Origin of the sequence: Mesorhizobium sp. B3-1-6 (assembly GCF_006439555.1) — a bacterium.
In the GTDB taxonomy this organism is placed as follows: domain Bacteria; phylum Pseudomonadota; class Alphaproteobacteria; order Rhizobiales; family Rhizobiaceae; genus Mesorhizobium.
Genome location: NZ_VFTM01000020.1, coordinates 17,343 through 35,645 on the forward strand (window position 1 = coordinate 17,343; position 18,303 = coordinate 35,645).

Consider the following 18,303-nt stretch of genomic DNA (forward strand, 5'->3'; position numbering starts at 1 on the left):
AGATACACGATCATGCAGCAGACGATACTCATCACCGGCGCATCGAGCGGCTTCGGCGCCATGACGGCCGAGGCGCTCGCCCGGGCGGGTCACCGGGTCTATGCCTCGATGCGCCATCCGCAGGCGCGCGGCGGCACAGCCGTGGCCGAAGTCGAAAGGCTGGCGCGCGAGGAGAAACTGGCGATCCGCGCCCTCGCGCTCGACGTGCTGTCGGAGGTCTCGATCGAGGCGGCCGTCGAAACCATTCTCGCGGAAGCCGGCCGCATCGACGTCGTCATCCACAATGCCGGCCATATGGTGTTCGGACCGACTGAAGCCTTCACGCCGGAGCAGTTGGCGGCGCTCTATGACGTCAATGTGCTGGGCACCCAGCGCGTCAACCGGGCTGTGCTTCCACACATGCGCGGGCTCGGCCGGGCTCTGATGATCTGGGTCGGGTCGAGCAGCACGCGCGGCGGCACGCCGCCATTCCTCGCGCCCTACTTCGCCGCCAAGGCGGGCATGGACGCGCTGGCGCAGAGCTACGCGCTGGAGCTTGCCCGTTTCGGCATCGAGACGACCGTCGTCGTGCCGGGCGCGTTCACCAAAGGCACGGAGCATTTCGCTCATTCCGGCAAGCCGGCCGACACCGGGCGCGCGGACGCCTATTGGTCGGGACCTTATGCTGGCGTCGACGATCAGGCGTTGAAGGGCCTTGCCGGGCTGGAGCCGGTCGATGCCGATCCCTCGAAAGTCGCTGAGGCCATCGTCGATCTCGTCGCGATGCCGCATGGCCGCCGGCCGTTCCGCGTCCATGTCGATCCTTCGGATGACGGGGCGACCGTCGTCAACGGCGTCGCCGACCGCGTCCGGGCGCAGCTTCTTGAGCGCATCGGTCTTGCCGATCTTCTCCACCTATCGCTTTAGAACAACCAACCCGAAAGGACCTTGAAATGCCCTTTGCCAACTTCAAGACTCCCGAAGCCGCCCTGACAAAGGCGCAGAAGGAAGAGCTCATCCACAAGACCACGCAGATGTTCGTCGACTATTTCGGCGAAGGCGTGCGCCCTTATACCATGGTGCTGATCGAGGAAGTCCGCGACGGCGGCTACGGCCGCGCCGACGAAGTCTTCGTTCTTCCCGACACCTACCGCGCCAAGGATAGGGTCTGATTTGAGCAAGGCGGGCCGCTTGCAGAGCGACCCGCCCGACTTGATCCGTCAACGCAGGTGAACTTGCCCCACCAACGAAATGTTAATGTAAATCAAGCGTAATCCCGACCATTAAAATTGTGCGTATGTGTTGGGGTTGCGCATGCCGGAATATTCTTCCTTCCTCCGGTCGATCCGGATCCGCTACATTTCGGGACTGCTGATCTTCGCGCTGGCCTCGGCCGCCGTCATGTTCGCGCTCAACCGTGTGAATTCGTACCGTCACGAGGTCGATGCCCTCAGCGGCAATTTCGTCATCTTCGCCCGCGACCTGCGCAACGCCACCAATTTCGCCGAGACGACCGGCACCGCCTGGCGCAGCGAGACACGCGATGCGTTGACGACCGCCGCGCGCGGCCATTCCGAACGCCTGATGGGCGAGATCGAGACGCTGAACGGCCAGTTGGCGACGATCCGGCCACGCTTGTCGAAGGGCACCGCCGACGCGCTCGAATCCGCAGCGGTGAACGGAGACCTGTTCTGGTCGGCGCGCGACATGGTGCGCAACTTCAACCTGATGTCGGTGGCCCAGAAGGTCGACGAATGGAGCTACCGCGAGATCCGCAACCAGAACGATCTCTTCGCCCAGCCGATGCTGGTGCGCGTGCGCACCGCGCTCGACGACGAGCGGCATCTGGCCGACGCTTCCAGCGACCGGCTGCTGTTATGGGCGAGCGGCCTTTTGTTCGCAGTGCTAGCCATCGCCGCGGCTCTGATCTTCCGGCCGATGGAGAATGCGATCCGCCGCGCTTTCGCCGAGACCGCCGCATCTTTGTTCAAGGCCGAGGCCGCCGATCGCGCCAAGTCCGAATTCCTCGCCAATATGAGCCATGAGATCCGCACGCCGATGAACGGCGTGCTCGGCATGGCCGAGTTGCTCGCCAAGACGGAGCTGACGCCGCGCCAGAAGACCTTCACCGACGTCATCGTCAAATCCGGCAACGCGCTGCTGACCATCATCAACGACATCCTCGATTTCTCGAAGATCAATGCCGGCCAGCTGACGCTCGACCCCGCCCCCTTCCGCCTGGCGGAAGCGGTCGAGGATGTGGCGACGCTGGTGTCGGCGCGCGTCGCCGAAAAGAACCTCGAGCTCATCGTGCGCGTCGACCCGCGCCTGCCGGCCTTCGTCGTCGGCGATGCCGGGCGCTTCCGCCAGATCATCACCAACCTGCTTGGCAACGCCGTGAAGTTCACCGAGAAGGGCCATGTCCTGGTCGATGTCGGCGGCGATGTCGTCGACGGCGTGGTCCAGCTCAAGGTCCGCGTCGAGGACACCGGCATCGGCATTCCGGCCGAAAAACTGCAAAGCGTGTTCGAGAAATTCGCCCAGGTGGACGGCTCCTCGACCCGCCGCCATGAAGGCACGGGCCTGGGCCTCGCGATCGGCGCGCGGCTTGTCGACCTGATGGGCGGCAAGATCGGCGTCGAAAGCGAGATCGGCCGCGGTTCGGTGTTCTGGTTCGCGGTGCCGCTGCCGGCGCACGACCAGCAGTCGCGTGACGATTTGGTACCCGTCGACGTCACCGGCGCCCGGGTGCTGGTCATCGACGACAATCCGGTCAACCGCGAGATCCTGCTGGAGCAGCTCAGAAGCTGGAGCTTCGACTGCGCGGCCGCCGAAAGCGGCGCGGTCGGCCTCGCCTTCCTCGACCGCGCCTGCCAGCTCGGCGCCTCGGTCGACTGCATTATCCTCGATTACCAGATGCCCGGCATGAACGGCGCCGATGTCGCCAGAGCCATCGCCGCCGACACCCGCCTCTCCTCCATCCCGGTCGTGCTGCTGACCTCGGTCGACCAGGTCGATTTCGGCAGGATGGTGATCGATTTCGGCATCGTCGCGCATCTCACCAAGCCTGCGCGTTCGGCGGTGCTGCTGGGCACCGTGATCTCCGCTATCCAGAAGGCGCGCACGCAAGGCGCCAAGGCGCATTTCGTGCGCGAGCCGCCCGCGGCGCAGGCGGCTCCGCTGGCCTTCACCGTCATCCGCGGCCCGGCCGTTCCGGTCCCGGCCGCGCCGGAATCGACGGCCGCGCCGAGCGGCCCGATCGACATCCTGATCGCCGAAGACAATGACGTGAACCAGCTGGTCTTCGGCCAGATCCTCAACGGTTTCGGCCTCAGCTACCGCATCGCCGGCAATGGCCGCACCGCGGTCGAGATGTACCGCTCGCTGCGCCCGCGCCTGGTGCTGATGGACGTCTCCATGCCGGAGATGAACGGCTATGAGGCGACCCGCGCCATCCGTGCGATCGAACAGCAGAACGGCGATCGCACGCCGATCATCGGCGTCACCGCGCATGCGCTCAAGGGCGACCGCGAAAAATGCATCGAGGCCGGCATGGACGACTATCTGCCCAAACCTGTCTCGCCCGACCGCCTCGGCGCCAAGATCGGCACATGGCTCAGCGAGACGGTGGCGGCGAAGACGGCTTGAGCGGCAGGTGGGTACAGGCAGCCATCGGCTACCGCCGAGTTCCTTCGCGCCAGCACGTCCAACTTCGTGGTACCAGTCAGCGGTTACGCAACACCACGCAGGCGCCGCCGACGCTTTGCAGCTTGTTGCAGATACCGTTGGCCTCGCCGCGCGAGTCGGCGCCGATCCTGACCGCATAGATGCCGCGCCGGCCGATCGGCGTGCGCACCCGGCTCACCACCGGGTCATGGCTGGCGAGCAAGGCGGGGAACCGGCCCCTGACCCTCAGCCACTGGCCTATCGCCGCCGAGCGGCGGAAATTGCCCGCCACCTGCACGCCCCACGGTTTCACGTTGATCGAGGCCATGGCGACGGTCCGCGACATGATCACCGGCAGCCTGCGGCAGGCAACCGCGAAGCTCATCTTCGGGTCGAGCGGCTGGACGGTGCCGGCATAGGACTTGTCCGAGAACTTGTCGACCGGCTCGCCCATGACGTCGAAGACATAACTTTCCGTCTCCATCGGCAGGAAGCCGCCCGAACTCAGCCAGCGCGACACACGGTTCTCGCCGGCATTGTAAGCCGCCGCCGCGAGCCCGAGATTGCCGTAGCTGACCTTCATCTCGGCGAGATATTTCGCCGAGGCCGGGATGGCCTGCCCGATGTCGAAGGGATCGGCGAGCCCGCGCATCTTGGCGGTGCCCGGCATGAATTGCGCTATGCCTTCGGCGCCGACCGGGCTCACCGCGTTCGGATCGAAGCGGCTTTCCTTCCAGATCAGCCGGGCGAAGAAATCCTTGGGCAGGCCGTTCTGCTGGGCCTGTGCTTCGATCAGATCGCAGACACGGTTGATCAGCCGTTTGGCGGCGGACCGCGACTGCGGTGGGTCGGCGAATGCCTGACCGGAAAGGATCAGCGCGCAGATCAGGATCAGCGTCGCGCGCGGCAAAAGCGGCATCGGCCTACTCGGCCGCTGCTTTGCCGTGTCCGTAGCGCTGCTCGATATAGTCGCCGACCATCTTCTCGAAATCCTGCGCGATGGACGGGCCGCGCAGCGTCGCCGCCTTCTTGCCGTCGATGAAGACGGGCGCCGTCGGCGTCTCGCCGGTGCCGGGCAGCGAGATGCCGATATCGGCATGCTTGGATTCGCCCGGACCGTTGACGATGCAGCCCATCACCGCGACTTTGAGATTCTCGACGCCGGGATATTTTTCGCGCCACACCGGCATGTTCTTGCGGATATCGGCCTGGATGCTCTGGGCAAGTTCCTGGAACACGGTTGACGTCGTGCGCCCGCAGCCGGGGCAGGCCGCGACGATCGGCACGAATTGCCGGAAGCCCATGGTCTGCAGCAATTCCTGCGAGACCTGTACCTCGCGGGTGCGGTCGCCATTCGGCTCCGGCGTCAGCGAGATGCGGATCGTGTCGCCGATGCCCTGCTGCAGGAGGATGCCCATGGCGGCCGAAGAGGCGACGATGCCCTTGGTGCCCATGCCGGCTTCGGTGAGACCCAGATGCAGCGCATGGTCGGAGCGGGTGGCGAGTTCGGTGTAGACGGCGATCAAATCCTGCACGCCGCTGACCTTGGCCGACAGGATGATCTTGTCGCGACCGAGCCCGATCTCTTCGGCCATCTCGGCCGACAGGATCGCCGACTGCACGATCGCCTCGCGCGTGACTTCCTGCGCGGTGAGCGGCGAGCCCTTCGCCTGGTTATCGTCCATCAGCCGGGTCAAAAGCTCCTGGTCGAGCGAGCCCCAGTTGACGCCGATGCGCACCGGCTTGTCGTGTTTGATCGCCATCTCGACGATCGCGGCGAACTGGCGATCCCTCTTGTCCTTGAAGCCGACATTGCCGGGATTGATGCGGTATTTGGCCAGCGCCTCGGCGCAAGCCGGATGATCGGCGAGCAGCTTGTGGCCGATATAATGGAAGTCGCCGACCAGCGGCACGTCGATGCCGAGCCTCAGCAGCCGCTCATGGATGCGCGGAACCGCCGCCGCGCTCTCGTCGCGGTCGACCGTGATGCGCACGATTTCCGAGCCGGCACGGTGCAGCGCCGCAACCTGGGCGACGGTCTGGTCGATATCGGCGGTGTCGGTGTTGGTCATCGACTGCACGACGACCGGCGCGCCGCCGCCGACCATCACGCCGCCGACCGATACGCCGACCGACTGGCGCCGCGGGAAGGGAGAAGAAAAATATCCGGTCATGCCGGCCGCCTTCATCTGGGAGTTCCGGGCATGAGGTGGCGGAGCAAAGATGGCTTGTCAATGGCAAGCGGCAGGCAAGGCCTGCAAATCGGTGACCGCGATCAACGGCCGCAGGGCTCATGTAAAAACCCTCGGGCTGCAAGATCCACACTAAAACGGTCTGGTGATTGAGTAAAAACCAACAAGCCGGCGGCATATCTTGCCACCGGTAGGTTGGCACCGCAACGAGTGCGGTGATGTTGCCTAGGGCATGTTCAGTGTGTCGTCGGGCCCCCCTTCAGTTTTTCAATCTCGTCCTTGATTGCCAGCTTGCGTCGCTTGAGATTCACGATTTCGAGGTCGTCCACCGAAGGATGGTTCATCGCATCGGTGAGCTCACGCTCGATGTCACCGTGTTTCCGCTGCAACTCATCAAGATGGGATGCAAGAGACATGATTGGTTCTCCCTTTCATGGTTTCCTCGATTGCAGCCGTCGCAGGCGCCTCCACCGCAGGTTGCGACTGTGACGGCACCATGACAGTTTGCCACCAACCGATCTCGATGTCGAATGCCACGTGGTAGCATTCCACGACAAAGTGAAATGTGATAAGGGCTGCGCGCCGGTCACAAACTCGCAAGTCACGGCCCCGCCCAAACAGCCCGATTGGGCGATGCACACGCAGACGGTAGATAATGTCCGAACAGGAACAGGCTGAAATACGCCTCGAATATTCCCGGCTCAAACAAGAACACGCCGATTTCGACGCCGCCATCAACGCGATGATCGCCACGGGCTGCGACCCGCTTCAGATCCAGCGCATGAAGAAGAAAAAGCTGATGTTGAAAGACCGGCTGTCGGCGCTGGAAGACCGCATCATTCCCGACATCATCGCTTAGGGCCGAATGCTGGGCGCGCGCCCAGGAGGCCGCGGAACGTGCAGGTAGCGAGAGAGCGTATTCACCACATCCTTGCGGCTGTCGGCGAATTCCGCTAAGGCGCGCCTTTGCCGCCGCGGAGCCACACCTTGACCGATCAGCGTGCCGACGTCGCCATCATCATGGGCAGCCAGTCCGACTGGGCGACGATGCGCCAGGCCGCGGAGACGCTGGAGGCGCTGGGCATCCCGCACAAGCGGCTGATCGTCTCGGCGCACCGTACCCCGGACCGTCTCTATGAGTTCGCCAAGGGCGCCAAGGCCGCCGGCTACAAGGTGATCATCGCCGGCGCCGGCGGGGCGGCGCATCTGCCGGGCATGACGGCGGCGATGACGCCTCTGCCGGTCTTCGGCGTTCCGGTCGAGTCCAAGGCGCTTTCGGGCCAGGACTCGCTGCTTTCCATCGTGCAGATGCCGGCCGGCATCCCGGTCGGCACACTGGCGATCGGCAAGGCGGGCGCCGCCAATGCGGCACTTCTCGCGGCCGCCGTGCTGGCGCTCAGCGACGACAAGCTCGCCGCCCGGCTCGACGCCTGGCGCTCGGCGCAGACCGCCAAGGTCGCCACCGAGCCGACGGACGCGCCGTGAGCCTGGCTCCTGGATCGGCCATCGGCATCATCGGCGGCGGCCAGCTCGGCCGCATGCTGGCGATGGCCGCAGCGCGCCTCGGCTACCATATCGTCGTGTTGGAGCCCCAGCCCGACTGCCCGGCCGCGCAGGTCGCCAACCGGCAGATCGTCGCCGCCTATGACGATCCGGCAGGGCTCGCCGAACTGGCCGCCGCCAGCGCCGTCGTCACCTATGAATTCGAGAACGTCCCGGTCGCCGCCGCCGCAACGCTGGCGGCAAAGGTCCCGGTCTATCCACCGGCACGCGCGCTCGAAGTCGCGCAGGATCGCGTCACCGAGAAGAGCTTCCTCAACGGCATCGGCATTCCGACGGCGGCATTCCGCCCGGTCGACAATGACGACCAGCTGACCGAGGCCCTCAAGACATTCAACGGCAGCGGCGTGCTCAAGACCCGCCGCATGGGCTATGACGGCAAGGGCCAGCGCGTCTTCCGCAACATGGAAACGGCCGGCTTTGCCGGCGTCTGCGAGGCGATGGGCAATGTGCCGCTGATCCTGGAATCGCTCGTGGCTTTCGAGCGCGAGATTTCGGTGATCGCCGCGCGAGGCCTCGACGGAACCATCGCCGCCTTCGATCCGGCCGAAAACGTCCACCGCGAAGGCATATTGCGCAGCTCAACCATGCCGGCCGCCATCCGTCCGCAAACGGCCGCCGCCGCCAAGGACGCAGTCGCGAAAATCCTGTCCGCGCTCGACTATGTCGGCGTCATCGGCGTCGAGTTCTTCGTGCTTGCCGACGGCTCGCTTCTGGCCAACGAGTTGGCGCCGCGCGTGCACAATTCCGGCCACTGGACGGAGGCCGCCTGCGTCGTCTCGCAGTTCGAGCAGCATATCCGCGCCGTCGCCGGTCTGCCGCTGGGCTCGCCCGCCCGGCATTTCGACTGCGTGATGGAAAACCTGATCGGCGACGATATGCTGAAGGTGCCGGCGCTGCTCGCCGAGCCCGACCTCATGCTGCATCTCTATGGCAAGGCCGAGTCACGCCCCGGCCGCAAGATGGGCCATTTCACGCGGATTCGACGCCCGGGCTAAGCTCGCGCCCTATTGCATGTCCTGGTTGCCGTCGCTCCCATCCGAGCCGGCGCAGCTCGGATCGCTCAGCTTGCAGTTGGCGTCGGACGTGAGCTGCTTTATGCGCTGGTTGGTCAGCTCCGTCAGGCACTCCGAAACCTCCATCGGCTGGATGGAGCCGCCCTCGCTGTCGGCGGTCGAATAGGCGCATTCGGCGTCGCGAAAGGCGATCCAGGCGCGTTGCGCCGTCTGCAGCAATTTGTTGGCCTTCTGGTCATTGTCGCCGACAAGACCCTTATACGTGGCGTTGAGCTTGGCATCGGCGGCCTGATAGTCGGCATCGGCGCAAATGTTCAGCATCGACTGGCTGTCGTCGTTGCGGTCGCAATCCTCGGCAAAGGCGGCCGGGGCGGTCGCAAGCAGGACCAGACAGGCAGGCAAAAGCAGGCGGCGCATGTGGAATCTCCGGTCGCTTGGGCCTGGATCACCATTCCAGTCGCCCCACCATTCCAGTCGGCCTTGAGTCGCGCAATGGCGCTTCGCCGGATGGCGAATATTTGATATGCCGCGCCACTTGTGGCATTCGGACATCGTCACGTGGTTGACACGGACAACACTCCTCGTTTATGAGCCACCGCAAGTTCAAAGGCGCGCTTTTTGTGGGCGCGCCTTTAAAATTCGGCCCGGGACGGGCCCTGACCGAACAGGCAAGACCATGAAGATCAAGAATTCGCTCAAGGCGCTCAAGGCGCGTCACCGCGACAACCAGCTGGTTCGCCGCAAGGGACGCATCTACATCATCAACAAGACCGCTCCGCGCTACAAGGCGCGCCAGGGCTGAGACTTGCTGCGCGCGGCGCGACCACGCCGCGCCGCTGATGTCGAGTGCCGGTTCGCCGGCCCTCTCACGCTAAAATCACTTTGACGATCCGCCGACCGGGATTAGATTCCGGCGATGCGGATTCGTTTTGCATTTCTCGCCGCCCTTTTGCTGTCCGGCACAGCTTTGCCTGCAGGGGCAGAAACGGTGCCAGGCGCGCTGCCTCCAGATGCCGCGCCGCCACCCGCCGCCACGCCACCGCCGGCCGCTCCGACCAAGCAGGGTCGCCTCGCCCAGCTCTTCACCGAGTTGAAGCGAGAGCGCAACGAAAAGGCGGCCGAGCGCATCGCTGGCCGCATCTGGAACGAGTGGAACCAGTCCGGCAGCGCCTCGATAGACCTGATGATGCAGTGGGCGCAAAAGGCGACGGAAGACCAGAAGTTCGACGTCGCGCTCGACTTCCTCGACCAGGTGGTGACCCTGCAGCCCGATTATGCCGAAGGCTGGAACCGGCGCGCCACCGTTCATTTCATGATGAAGAATTACGGGAAGTCGATGGCCGACATCGAACGCACCTTGCAGCTCGAGCCGCGCCATTTCGGCGCGCTCTCAGGGCTGGCGCAGATCATGGCCGAAACCGGCCACAAGCAATCGGCGCTGGAAGCCTGGCAGAGGGTGCTCACCATCTACCCCATGATGCGCAGCGCCCAGAACCAGGTCTCGACGCTCTCGGAAGAACTGGCCGGCGAGGGGATTTGAACTAGGGCAGTAGGGGAGTAGGGCAGTAAGGCAGTAGGAAACGAGCACACCTACTGCCCTACTGCCCTACTGCCCTACTGCCCTACTGCCCTACTGCCTACTGCCCTACTGCCCTACTCCCCTCCTTCCGTATCTCCCCGCATGAACCTCATCTGCGCCGCCCTCCTCTTCCTCGTCGCGCTCTTCCTTGCCCTCGCCGGAATCACCCGCGCCGGCGTCTGGTCGATCGAGCGCCGCAATCCACCCGTTGGCGGGTTCGCCGAGATCAATGGCGCGCGCATCCACTACGTCCATTTCCCGGCGCCGGCCGGCGCCGATCTGCCGCCGGTCGTCTTCATCCATGGCGCCAGCGCCAATCTGAAAGACCAGATGCTGCCGCTGAAGCCCCTGCTCGAGGGCCGCGCCGAAATGCTGTTTCTCGACCGGCCGGGCTTCGGCTGGTCGGAGCGTGGCGATAATGAAACGCTTGTCGCGCAGGCGGACACCATTGCCGCGCTGCTGGACCGCCTCGGCATCGCAAAAGCGGTCATCGTCGCCCATTCCTTCGGCGGCGTGATCACCACGGCCTTCGCCCGCCAGCATCCGGACAAAACGCTCGGCCTCGTCTTCCTGGCTCCCGCCACGCATCCCTGGCCGGGCGGCGCGACCGCCTGGTACTACAAGCTCACCGCCATGCCGGCGATTGGCTGGCTGTTTTCCGAAACGCTCGCTTATCCGGCCGGTATGCTGCGGATCGGCAATGCGACGGCTTGCGTCTTCTCGCCCAACAAACTGCCGGACTTCTATATCGACAACACCTCGATCCCGCTGGTGCTGCGGCCGTCCGCCTTCCGCGCCAACGCCCGCGATGTCGCCCAGCTCTACGACTATGCACGCTCCGCCTCGCCGCATTATACCGAGATCAAGGCGCCGACGGTCGTCATCTCGGGCGATCGCGACAAGGTGGTTTACGCGACGATCCACTCCATCGGCCTGGAACGCGACATTCCCGGCGCCGAGCTGGTCTGGGTCCACAATCTCGGCCACAAGCCGGACTGGATCGCGTCCGACCTAGTGGTCGGCGCGATCGAGAAGGTTGCCGGTGCGCCAGTAGACTTGCAGGCAATGGCAAGAACGGTGGAAGGCCGGATCGCCGGCGATGCCTATAACGACGGGAAATGCCCCGACATCAAAGTGCCCGACGCCGAGCTCGCGCCGACCTGATTTTTGGGAAATTAGCTCCTGAATGCCACGGCGGAGACGGTTAGGTGAGTCGAGATTCGGGTCAGGCCGAGTCGAAAGTAGTGGCTTCCGAGAACCGGAGCGGAGCGTACTTTAAGTACGTGAGCACCGGAAGCGCAGGTAGCCGCTACTTGCAGGCCGGCCTCACCTGAATATCGGCATGTTTAATGCGCGTCCGATCCCAGATACGCTATCCGCAGCATATTGGTCGAACCGGGCGTCCTGAGCGGCACGCCGGCCGTGATGATCACCCGGTCGCCCGGCTTGCCGAAGCCTTCTTCCAGCGCGATCCGGCAGGCCCTGTCGACCATGTCGTCGAGGTCGGTGGCATCTGGCGAGACGACGCAATGCGTGCCCCACAGCAGCGACAGGCGGCGCGCAGTGTTGAGGATCGGCGACAGCGCCACGATCGGCACCTGCGGGCGTTCGCGCGCGGCGCGGAGCCCAGTGGTGCCCGATGCGGTGTAGGAGATGATCGCCGACAGTTTCAGCGTCTCGGCGATCTCGCGCGCGGCCAGCGAAATGGCGTCGGCCCCGGTGGCCTCGGGCTCCGAGCGCTGCGCGTTGATGATGCCGGCGTAAGTCGGGTCGGCTTCGACCTTGGTGGCGATGCGGTTCATCATGGCGACCGCTTCGACCGGATAGGCGCCGGCCGCGGATTCGGCCGAAAGCATGATCGCGTCCGCGCCTTCGAAGACGGCGATCGACACGTCGGAGACCTCGGCGCGGGTCGGCACGGGCGCGGTGATCATCGATTCCAGCATCTGCGTGGCGATCACCACCGGCTTGCCGGCACGGCGCGCCGCGCGCGTGATCTGCTTCTGGATGCCGGGCACCGCTTCGATCGGCATCTCGACGCCGAGATCACCGCGGGCAACCATCAGCGCGTCGGAGAGCTCGATGATTTCGGGGAGCCGCGCCACCGCCTGCGGCTTCTCGATCTTGGCCATGATCAGCGCGCGGCCGCGCGCGATCTTGCGGGCCTCCGCCAAATCCTCCGGCCGCTGCACGAAGGACAGCGCCACCCAGTCGACGCCGGTGGCGAGCACCGCATCGAGATCGGCGCGGTCCTTCTCGGTCAGCGCGCCGACCGGCAGGTCGGTGTCGGGCAGGCTGACGCCCTTCTTGTCGGAAATGCCCGAGCCGGCGACGACGGTGCAGGTGATCGACTTGCCGTCACTCTTGACCGCCTTCAGCTCCAGCTTGCCGTCGTCGATCAAAAGTCGGTGACCGGTCTCGACCGAGCTCAGAATTTCGGGATGCGGCAGATAGACTCGCTTCGACGTGCCGGGTTCGGGATTGTCGTCGAGCGTGAATGTCTGCCCTGGAGTCAGCGCTTCCTTGACGTTGGCGAACTTGCCGACCCTGAGCTTCGGGCCCTGCAGGTCGGCGAGGATGCCGATCGGCCGGCCGACGGCTTCCTCGACGGCGCGGATGCGGCCGACCAGCGTGCGCATCAGCTCGTGGTCGGTATGGCTCATATTGATGCGGAAGACATCGGCGCCCGCTTCGAAAAGCTTTTTCAGCATCTCCTCGGATGAGGAAGCCGGACCGATGGTGGCGAGGATCTTGACCTTGCGGTTACGTCTCATTGACTGTTTGTTCCCGGAGCGGGGGCCGCTGTTGGCGCGCCTCCCGTTGCGGGCTCGTCGGTCAGCTGGACCATCCAGCTGGCCTGCTCGCCCGTGTCATATTCCTGAAATCCGGCGCGCTGGAAGCCCCGGGCGACGCAATCATTCACGCCGGCGATCTTGAACTCTTTTTCGGCGACGCACATGTTGATCGGGCCGTCCCAGCGCCCGCCGCGTTCGGCGTCTTCTGCATAAAGATAGTAAAACCTTGATGACAGCGGACCTTCGATCAGCGTCTTGCAGGTCGATCCTTCGATGTGCCACCAGCCCTCGGTGATCCAGCCGGCCTTGGCGCGATAGCCGATGCCGACGCCCACCAGATTTTGCGTTGCGTTGCAAACGCGGAAGTCGGCCTGGGCCGGCGAGGTCGCGGCTATCGCGAAAAATCCCGCGCCGATGATCAGCAACGGCACGACCAGGCGCTTGCGCAACCGGCCGGCAAAACCCATCGCAGATCCCCTTGCGAACCACATTTGCATCTCTCGAAGCCCCTTTTCAGCAAACTCAGGTCGCATGTCAACGCGCCGTTTTGTTCAATTCCAATCGATTTAGAAGGGCCCGTCGCGCGAATTCTCCACCCGTCGGGGATTTTTTGCAGAAACCTTGGCCAAACAACGGCATTGCGCCGGCGTCCTCTTCGTGGAATGACGATAGCACATCGCAGCCGCCATCCCCTTTTCAGCCGATGACCCGATCCACAGTTTTCACGCCATTCGACATTGTCGAGGGCGACCGCAAGAAAGGCGTCGTGCTTCTGGCCGATCACGCCCGCCGCGATCTCCCCGACGAATATGGCAGCCTCGGTTTGCCGGCATCCGAATTCGATCGTCACATCGCCTATGACATCGGCGTCGAGACGGTGACGCGCGAGCTTGCCGCGGTGCTCGATGTGCCTGCCGTGCTGGCCGGTTTCTCGCGGCTGCTGATCGATCCCAACCGGGGCGAGGACGACCCGACCATGATCCGTCAGCTCTATGACGGGACCGTGGTGCCGGGAAACTATCCGATTGCCCCGGAGGAACGCGAGCGGCGGCTCGACCGCTTCTACCGCCCCTACCACGACGCCGTCGGCGCGATGATCGCCTCCGTAGCGCACGCCTCGGGCAAGGCGCCGTTCATCTTCTCCGTGCATTCCTTCACGCCGGTGATGCAGGGTTTTGTCCGCCCCTGGCATGTCGGCGTGCTGTGGGACCGCGACGACCGCGTGGCGCGGCCGCTGATCGACACGCTGGCCAAGGACAAGGCCCTCGTCGTCGGCGACAACGAACCCTATGATGGCGCGCTGCGCGGCGACACCATGTTCCGCCACGCCATCGTCAACGGCTACGCCCACGCGCTGATCGAGATCCGCCAGGACCTGATCGCCGACCGTGCCGGCGCTCTCGCCTGGGCCGAGCGCCTGGCACCGATCGTTGACGTCATCGACCGGCGTCCCGATATACATGAGGTGAAAATGTTCGGCTCGCGCACCGGACCCGCATGAAAGGCCGTCGGGCCAGACATGTACGTGATGAGACCGACAGTCCAGGAGTTCCTCAATGACCGAACTCAACGACGACCAGAAGCGCGATTTCGAGGCAGCCGCCTTCCGTAGGTTGGTGACGCATCTGCGCGAACGCGGCGATGTCCAGAACATCGACCTGATGAATCTCGCCGGCTTCTGCCGCAACTGCCTGTCCAACTGGTATCGCGAGGCCGCCGAGGCCGAGGGCGTGGCGCTCTCCAAGGACGCTGCGCGCGAGATCATCTACGGCATGCCCTATGCCGAATGGCAGGCGCTCAACCAGACCGACGCGTCGGAAGCCAAGAAGGCCGAATTCGAGGCGCGGCGGCCTAAGGATCACTAACGATGCCGAACGCTTTCGCGGCTTCGTCATTCCAGGGCGGAGCAAGGAGCGGAGCGACGCGCGCAGACCCTGGATGACGAACGGAGGCGCGTTTCGGCCAATCTCCACGGCGGCAGCCCGCCACGAACGAAAACGGCATCGGTCGCTCGCTTGGTCCAAGCACTTCCCGAACGCGGTTCTTGACTGCTGATTGAATCGATCTAATTTGCCGCGCGAACCCCTTTGCATGGCGGATTTCAGACCATGAGCGTGCAAACCACGATGCGGGCCGCGACGCGCGGCCGCTGGGCCGTCGCCGGCATTTTCCTCGCCAATGGTTTCTTGACCGGCAGCTGGGCGCCGCAGATCCCGGTGTTCCTTGCCCGACTCGACATCACGAGATTCACGCTCGGCCTGCTGATCCTCCTGTTCGGCGTCGGCGCCGTGATTGCCATGACCTGGTGCGGCCATCTCATTTCCAGGCATGGCTCGCGCACCGTGACGCGTTGGTTCGGCATCTGCGGCAGCTTCGGCCTGCTGATCGTGGCGCTCGCGCCCAACGTTCCCCTGGCGGCCATTGCCATGCTCGTCTTCGGCGGCTCGATCGGCGGCATGGATGTCGCGATGAACTCGAATGCCGTGGTGGTTGAAAGAAGGCTCTCCCGGGCGATCATGTCGTCCTCGCATGGTTTCTGGAGCCTTGGCGGCTTCGCCGGCGGCGCGCTCGGCGGCTATTCGATCCAGAACTACGGGTATCTTCCCCATGCCGTCGTGGTGACGGCGATCGCCTTTGCCGTCATCGCCTTCGCCATTCGCTATCTCGTCGCGGACGACAAGCCGCAGGCCGTCGAGCACCAGAAATTCACGCTGCCGCGGCACACGGCCGTCTACCTCGTCGGGCTGATGGCGCTGCTCACCATGATTTCGGAAGGCGCGGTGCTCGACTGGGCGGCGCTCTTCCTGCATCAGGAGCTGGGCGCCGATCTCGCGGTCGCCGGCCTCGCCTACGCCGCCTTTTCCGGAGTCATGGCGCTGATGCGTTTCCTGGGCGATGGCGTGCGCAACCGCTTCGGCGCGGTGGCGACCTTGCGCGGCTCGGCGCTGGTCGCCGCCACCGGCATGCTGGTCGCCGGTCTCTCGCCCTCGCCTTACCTCGCCATTGCCGCTTTCGCCTTCTGCGGCTTCGGCATCGCCAACATGGTGCCGATCCTCTTTTCGGCCGGCGGCAACCAGGAGGGCATGTCGTCGGGCACAGGCATGAGCGTCGTCACCACCATGGGCTATTCCGGCATCCTGGTGGCGCCGTCGGCGATCGGCTTCGTCGCCGAGCATTCGAGCTTCGGGCCGATCTTCGTCGCACTGTCCGGGCTGCTGGTCATCGTGCTCTTGATGGCCGGGCTCGCTCACCGGGCCGAGTTCGCGCCCGAGCTTGTTCCTGCCGAATAGCGTTTCAATTCTTCATGCAGGAAGTCCGCCACGCGGCGGATGCGCATGCTGGTGCGCACGTCGCGATGCATGGCGAGCCACACGGGCAGGACCGGCAGCGGTACATCGGGCAACAGCTTTTCCAGGTCCGGATCGCGGTCGGCCAGCGGCTCCTGGCCGATGCCGATGCCGTTGCCGGTCCGCACCGCTTCCCACAGCACGATCTGGTTATCGGTCCGGAAGCGGAAATGGCTGCGGCCGACCGGAATGCCGAACGCGGTGAAACCGCGAATGATCTCGTCGCTACGGTCGAAGCCGACCAAGGCGTGCTCGGCAAGGTCGGCGGGTGTTTCGGGCCGGCCACGCCGGTCGAGATAGGCGCTTGCCGCACATAGGCACAGTGGAATGTCGGCAACCTTGCGCGCCACCAACTCGTTCTGCGCCGGCCGGACCATGCGGATGGCGATGTCGGCATCGCGGCGCAAGAGGTTCTCGACCTGGTTGGAGGCGACGATCTCGACCTCGATGCCCGGTTCCTCCTCGCCAAGACGGGCCATCATCTGCGGCAGCACAAAGGCAGCGACCACCTCCGAGGCGGCGATGCGCACGGTGCCCTCGATCACCTCGACGGAGCCCAGCGCCAACAGCGAAAAGGCATTGGCCTGCTCGCTGACCGCGCGGCCGCGCTCGTAGAGCGTGCTGCCCGCCTCGGTCAGCTCATAGCCGCGCCGCCCGCGCCGGAACAGGATGACGCCAAGCGCTGCCTCCAGCTCGGTTATGTGGCGGCCGAGCGTCGGCTGGCTGGCCGCAAGCCTGCGCGCGGCGCCCGACAGACTGCCGGTTTCGGCGACGGCGACGAAGCTCTTGATCAGGTTCCAGTCGAATTCTTTCATTCATTTTTGAATAACAGATCGCCGAACTTAGTCAATTTCAATTCGCCTGTGAAGGCATCAGATTGATCGGCAAACGCAAACAACGGAGAGAACAGATGACCAAGATCGCAATCCTCGGCGCCAATGGCCGGCTCGGCCGCGTGGTCGGCAAGGCTTTCATCGACGCCGGCTTCGATGTCCGCGCCGTCACCCGCACCGGCAAGATGCCGGCGGAACTGAAGGGCGCTATCGCCGTTGCCGGCGATGCGCTCGACCGCCAATCCCTGATCCGCGCAACGGAAGGCGTCGACATCATCTTCAACGGCCTGAATCCGATCTACACCGACTGGGGCAAATGCATGCCGATGGCCGAAAACGTCATGGCCGCCTGCCGCGAAAACGGCGCGCTGCATCTCTTCCCCGGCACCGTCTACAATTACGGCTCGCCGATGCCGCAGGTGATCACGGAAGCGACGCCGTTCCATCCGACCACCGAAAAGGGCCGCATCCGCTGCGCCATGGAAGCGCTGTTCCGCGACGAGGCCGAAGCCGGCCGGGTGCGCACCATTGTCCTGCGCGCGGGCGATTTCTTCGGCGGCACCGGCTCAGGCTCCTGGTTCGACCTCGTCGTCGCCACCAAGATGAACAAAGGCGTCTATACCGCGCCCGGCCCGGCCGACCTGACGCATGAATGGGCCTACCTGCCGGACTTCGCCGTCGGCTTCGTCGGCCTGGCGCGCAATCTCGACAAGCTCGGCTTCTACGAAGCCATCAATTTCCCCGGCCATGCCATCACCGACCTCGATATGAAGGCCGCTTCCGAGAAGGCGCTCGGCCGCAAGCTGAAGCTCTCCTTCATGCCCTGGTGGGTGCTGCGCGCCGGCAGCCCGTTCGTGGCCATGTGGCGCGAGATCGTCTCGATGTCCTATCTGCGCTTCGAAGCGCATCGGCTGGTTTCCACGCAGCTGGAACAGGTCATCGGCGAAATCCCGCACACCCCGCTCGACGAAGCGGTGAAAGAAGCGCTGCGGGATATCGGCATCGCCGCGAAACCCGCTCGCCGGGCCGCCTGATCAGATCCTGCCCATGAGCACAAGGATCAGCAGCACGACCAGGACGACGCCGACGATGCCGGACGGCCCATAGCCCCAGGAGCGCGAATGCGGCCAGGCCGGCACGGCGCCGATCAGGATCAGGATCAGGATTATTACGAGAATTGTGCCGATCGTCATGAGAAACCCTCGCCGTCTGGTTGAACTTGAGGGCACAATGCAAAAAGCCGCTCGGTTGTTCCCGGGCGGCTTTTGTCTCTAATGCATGTCGCGCAAAAGTGTGCAGCGGTTTTGCGATAACGACATGCATGAAAACAAAGCCT

At 64.6% G+C, this 18,303-nt stretch carries 21 protein-coding genes; 13 read left to right on the plus strand and 8 right to left on the minus strand.

What is annotated here, in order from left to right:
- The first annotated feature begins 9 nt into the window (after positions 1-9).
- The 3 genes from FJ414_RS18490 to FJ414_RS18500 all read left to right on the plus strand — a co-directional run bounded on the left by FJ414_RS18490 (position 10) and on the right by FJ414_RS18500 (position 3,627).
- A complete protein-coding gene (locus FJ414_RS18490) occupies positions 10-906 on the plus strand; it encodes an SDR family oxidoreductase (protein WP_140645877.1) in 897 nt (298 codons plus the stop codon).
- Positions 907-932: 26 nt separating this feature from the next.
- On the plus strand, positions 933-1,151 hold the full coding sequence (locus FJ414_RS18495) for a 4-oxalocrotonate tautomerase family protein (RefSeq protein WP_140645795.1): 219 nt from the start codon (positions 933-935) through the stop codon (positions 1,149-1,151).
- 142 nt (positions 1,152-1,293) lie between these two features.
- On the plus strand, positions 1,294-3,627 hold the full coding sequence (locus FJ414_RS18500) for a response regulator (RefSeq protein WP_140645796.1): 2,334 nt from the start codon (positions 1,294-1,296) through the stop codon (positions 3,625-3,627).
- A 76-nt stretch (positions 3,628-3,703) separates the two neighbouring features.
- On the opposite strand, the gene FJ414_RS18505 is transcribed toward FJ414_RS18500, so the two are convergent.
- From FJ414_RS18505 to FJ414_RS18515, 3 genes are all read right to left on the minus strand, one after another.
- Positions 3,704-4,564, minus strand: coding sequence for a lytic transglycosylase domain-containing protein (locus tag FJ414_RS18505; protein WP_140645797.1), 861 nt, complete (start codon positions 4,562-4,564; stop codon positions 3,704-3,706).
- 4 nt (positions 4,565-4,568) lie between these two features.
- The gene (gene ispG, locus FJ414_RS18510; protein WP_140645798.1) at positions 4,569-5,819 is read right to left on the minus strand and encodes a flavodoxin-dependent (E)-4-hydroxy-3-methylbut-2-enyl-diphosphate synthase; all 1,251 of its coding nucleotides are present in this window, start codon (positions 5,817-5,819) and stop codon (positions 4,569-4,571) included.
- Positions 5,820-6,073: 254 nt separating this feature from the next.
- Positions 6,074-6,253 carry a YdcH family protein gene (locus tag FJ414_RS18515; RefSeq protein WP_140645799.1) on the minus strand — a complete coding sequence of 60 codons (180 nt, stop codon included), beginning with the start codon at positions 6,251-6,253 and terminating at the stop codon, positions 6,074-6,076.
- Positions 6,254-6,492: 239 nt separating this feature from the next.
- Here FJ414_RS18515 and FJ414_RS18520 point away from each other — a divergent pair, with 239 nt between their 5' ends.
- From FJ414_RS18520 to FJ414_RS18530, 3 genes are all read left to right on the plus strand, one after another.
- Complete coding sequence (locus FJ414_RS18520; RefSeq protein ID WP_040985243.1) at positions 6,493-6,696, plus strand: DUF465 domain-containing protein; 204 nt, start codon at positions 6,493-6,495, stop codon at positions 6,694-6,696.
- Between the two features lie 128 nt (positions 6,697-6,824).
- Positions 6,825-7,322, plus strand: a complete 498-nt coding sequence (purE, locus tag FJ414_RS18525; RefSeq protein WP_140645800.1) for a 5-(carboxyamino)imidazole ribonucleotide mutase — start codon at positions 6,825-6,827, stop codon at positions 7,320-7,322.
- Entirely contained in the window at positions 7,319-8,395 is a 1,077-nt protein-coding gene (locus tag FJ414_RS18530; RefSeq protein ID WP_140645801.1) for a 5-(carboxyamino)imidazole ribonucleotide synthase, read from the plus strand. The genes purE and FJ414_RS18530 overlap by 4 nt, the downstream gene beginning before the upstream one ends.
- A gap of 9 nt (positions 8,396-8,404) precedes the next feature.
- On the opposite strand, the gene FJ414_RS18535 is transcribed toward FJ414_RS18530, so the two are convergent.
- Positions 8,405-8,830 (minus strand): lysozyme inhibitor LprI family protein, encoded by a 426-nt coding sequence (locus FJ414_RS18535; protein WP_140645802.1) that lies wholly within the window; start codon positions 8,828-8,830, stop codon positions 8,405-8,407.
- 259 nt (positions 8,831-9,089) lie between these two features.
- Here FJ414_RS18535 and ykgO point away from each other — a divergent pair, with 259 nt between their 5' ends.
- From ykgO to FJ414_RS18550, 3 genes are all read left to right on the plus strand, one after another.
- The gene (ykgO, locus tag FJ414_RS18540; protein ID WP_006203764.1) at positions 9,090-9,215 is read left to right on the plus strand and encodes a type B 50S ribosomal protein L36; all 126 of its coding nucleotides are present in this window, start codon (positions 9,090-9,092) and stop codon (positions 9,213-9,215) included.
- A 114-nt stretch (positions 9,216-9,329) separates the two neighbouring features.
- Positions 9,330-9,953 carry a hypothetical protein gene (locus tag FJ414_RS18545; RefSeq protein ID WP_140645803.1) on the plus strand — a complete coding sequence of 208 codons (624 nt, stop codon included), beginning with the start codon at positions 9,330-9,332 and terminating at the stop codon, positions 9,951-9,953.
- 141 nt (positions 9,954-10,094) lie between these two features.
- Positions 10,095-11,156 (plus strand): alpha/beta hydrolase, encoded by a 1,062-nt coding sequence (locus FJ414_RS18550; RefSeq protein WP_140645804.1) that lies wholly within the window; start codon positions 10,095-10,097, stop codon positions 11,154-11,156.
- A 182-nt stretch (positions 11,157-11,338) separates the two neighbouring features.
- Here FJ414_RS18550 and pyk read toward each other — a convergent pair whose 3' ends face one another.
- Positions 11,339-12,766, minus strand: a complete 1,428-nt coding sequence (pyk, locus tag FJ414_RS18555) for a pyruvate kinase (protein ID WP_140645805.1) — start codon at positions 12,764-12,766, stop codon at positions 11,339-11,341.
- Positions 12,763-13,320: a DUF1036 domain-containing protein gene (locus FJ414_RS18560; protein WP_181181654.1), complete on the minus strand. Its 558-nt coding sequence runs from the start codon at positions 13,318-13,320 to the stop codon at positions 12,763-12,765. The genes pyk and FJ414_RS18560 overlap by 4 nt, the downstream gene beginning before the upstream one ends.
- Before the next feature lie 170 nt (positions 13,321-13,490).
- Between FJ414_RS18560 and FJ414_RS18565 the strand changes: the two genes are divergently transcribed.
- The 3 genes from FJ414_RS18565 to FJ414_RS18575 all read left to right on the plus strand — a co-directional run bounded on the left by FJ414_RS18565 (position 13,491) and on the right by FJ414_RS18575 (position 16,077).
- Positions 13,491-14,288 (plus strand): N-formylglutamate amidohydrolase, encoded by a 798-nt coding sequence (locus FJ414_RS18565; protein WP_140645807.1) that lies wholly within the window; start codon positions 13,491-13,493, stop codon positions 14,286-14,288.
- A gap of 55 nt (positions 14,289-14,343) precedes the next feature.
- Complete coding sequence (locus FJ414_RS18570) at positions 14,344-14,652, plus strand: DUF1244 domain-containing protein (RefSeq protein ID WP_140645808.1); 309 nt, start codon at positions 14,344-14,346, stop codon at positions 14,650-14,652.
- Positions 14,653-14,895: 243 nt separating this feature from the next.
- Positions 14,896-16,077: an MFS transporter gene (locus tag FJ414_RS18575; protein ID WP_140645809.1), complete on the plus strand. Its 1,182-nt coding sequence runs from the start codon at positions 14,896-14,898 to the stop codon at positions 16,075-16,077.
- Here the strand turns inward: FJ414_RS18575 and FJ414_RS18580 are convergent.
- Complete coding sequence (locus tag FJ414_RS18580) at positions 16,035-16,949, minus strand: LysR family transcriptional regulator (RefSeq protein ID WP_140645810.1); 915 nt, start codon at positions 16,947-16,949, stop codon at positions 16,035-16,037. The two genes, FJ414_RS18575 and FJ414_RS18580, sit on opposite strands and share 43 nt — an antisense overlap.
- A gap of 95 nt (positions 16,950-17,044) precedes the next feature.
- On the opposite strand from FJ414_RS18580, the gene FJ414_RS18585 reads away from it, so the two are divergent.
- The gene (locus tag FJ414_RS18585) at positions 17,045-18,001 is read left to right on the plus strand and encodes an SDR family oxidoreductase (RefSeq protein WP_140645811.1); all 957 of its coding nucleotides are present in this window, start codon (positions 17,045-17,047) and stop codon (positions 17,999-18,001) included.
- Here the strand turns inward: FJ414_RS18585 and FJ414_RS18590 are convergent, their stop codons facing one another.
- Positions 18,002-18,160: a DUF3309 family protein gene (locus FJ414_RS18590; RefSeq protein ID WP_140645812.1), complete on the minus strand. Its 159-nt coding sequence runs from the start codon at positions 18,158-18,160 to the stop codon at positions 18,002-18,004.
- Positions 18,161-18,303: the final 143 nt, after the last annotated feature.

Bases quoted from the DNA above. Each gene is read 5' to 3' on its own strand.
- FJ414_RS18495 (WP_140645795.1), top strand. From the start codon at position 933: ATGCCCTTTGCCAACTTCAAGACTCCCGAAGCCGCCCTGACAAAGGCG.
- FJ414_RS18500 (WP_140645796.1), top strand. From the start codon at position 1,294: ATGCCGGAATATTCTTCCTTCCTCCGGTCGATCCGGATCCGCTACATT.
- FJ414_RS18505 (WP_140645797.1), bottom strand. From the start codon at position 4,564: ATGCCGCTTTTGCCGCGCGCGACGCTGATCCTGATCTGCGCGCTGATC.
- ispG (WP_140645798.1), bottom strand. From the start codon at position 5,819: ATGACCGGATATTTTTCTTCTCCCTTCCCGCGGCGCCAGTCGGTCGGC.
- FJ414_RS18515 (WP_140645799.1), bottom strand. From the start codon at position 6,253: ATGTCTCTTGCATCCCATCTTGATGAGTTGCAGCGGAAACACGGTGAC.
- FJ414_RS18520 (WP_040985243.1), top strand. From the start codon at position 6,493: ATGTCCGAACAGGAACAGGCTGAAATACGCCTCGAATATTCCCGGCTC.
- FJ414_RS18535 (WP_140645802.1), bottom strand. From the start codon at position 8,830: ATGCGCCGCCTGCTTTTGCCTGCCTGTCTGGTCCTGCTTGCGACCGCC.
- ykgO (WP_006203764.1), top strand. From the start codon at position 9,090: ATGAAGATCAAGAATTCGCTCAAGGCGCTCAAGGCGCGTCACCGCGAC.
- FJ414_RS18545 (WP_140645803.1), top strand. From the start codon at position 9,330: ATGCGGATTCGTTTTGCATTTCTCGCCGCCCTTTTGCTGTCCGGCACA.
- FJ414_RS18550 (WP_140645804.1), top strand. From the start codon at position 10,095: ATGAACCTCATCTGCGCCGCCCTCCTCTTCCTCGTCGCGCTCTTCCTT.
- pyk (WP_140645805.1), bottom strand. From the start codon at position 12,766: ATGAGACGTAACCGCAAGGTCAAGATCCTCGCCACCATCGGTCCGGCT.
- FJ414_RS18560 (WP_181181654.1), bottom strand. From the start codon at position 13,320: ATGCGACCTGAGTTTGCTGAAAAGGGGCTTCGAGAGATGCAAATGTGG.
- FJ414_RS18565 (WP_140645807.1), top strand. From the start codon at position 13,491: ATGACCCGATCCACAGTTTTCACGCCATTCGACATTGTCGAGGGCGAC.
- FJ414_RS18570 (WP_140645808.1), top strand. From the start codon at position 14,344: ATGACCGAACTCAACGACGACCAGAAGCGCGATTTCGAGGCAGCCGCC.
- FJ414_RS18575 (WP_140645809.1), top strand. From the start codon at position 14,896: ATGAGCGTGCAAACCACGATGCGGGCCGCGACGCGCGGCCGCTGGGCC.
- FJ414_RS18580 (WP_140645810.1), bottom strand. From the start codon at position 16,949: ATGAAAGAATTCGACTGGAACCTGATCAAGAGCTTCGTCGCCGTCGCC.
- FJ414_RS18585 (WP_140645811.1), top strand. From the start codon at position 17,045: ATGACCAAGATCGCAATCCTCGGCGCCAATGGCCGGCTCGGCCGCGTG.
- FJ414_RS18590 (WP_140645812.1), bottom strand. From the start codon at position 18,160: ATGACGATCGGCACAATTCTCGTAATAATCCTGATCCTGATCCTGATC.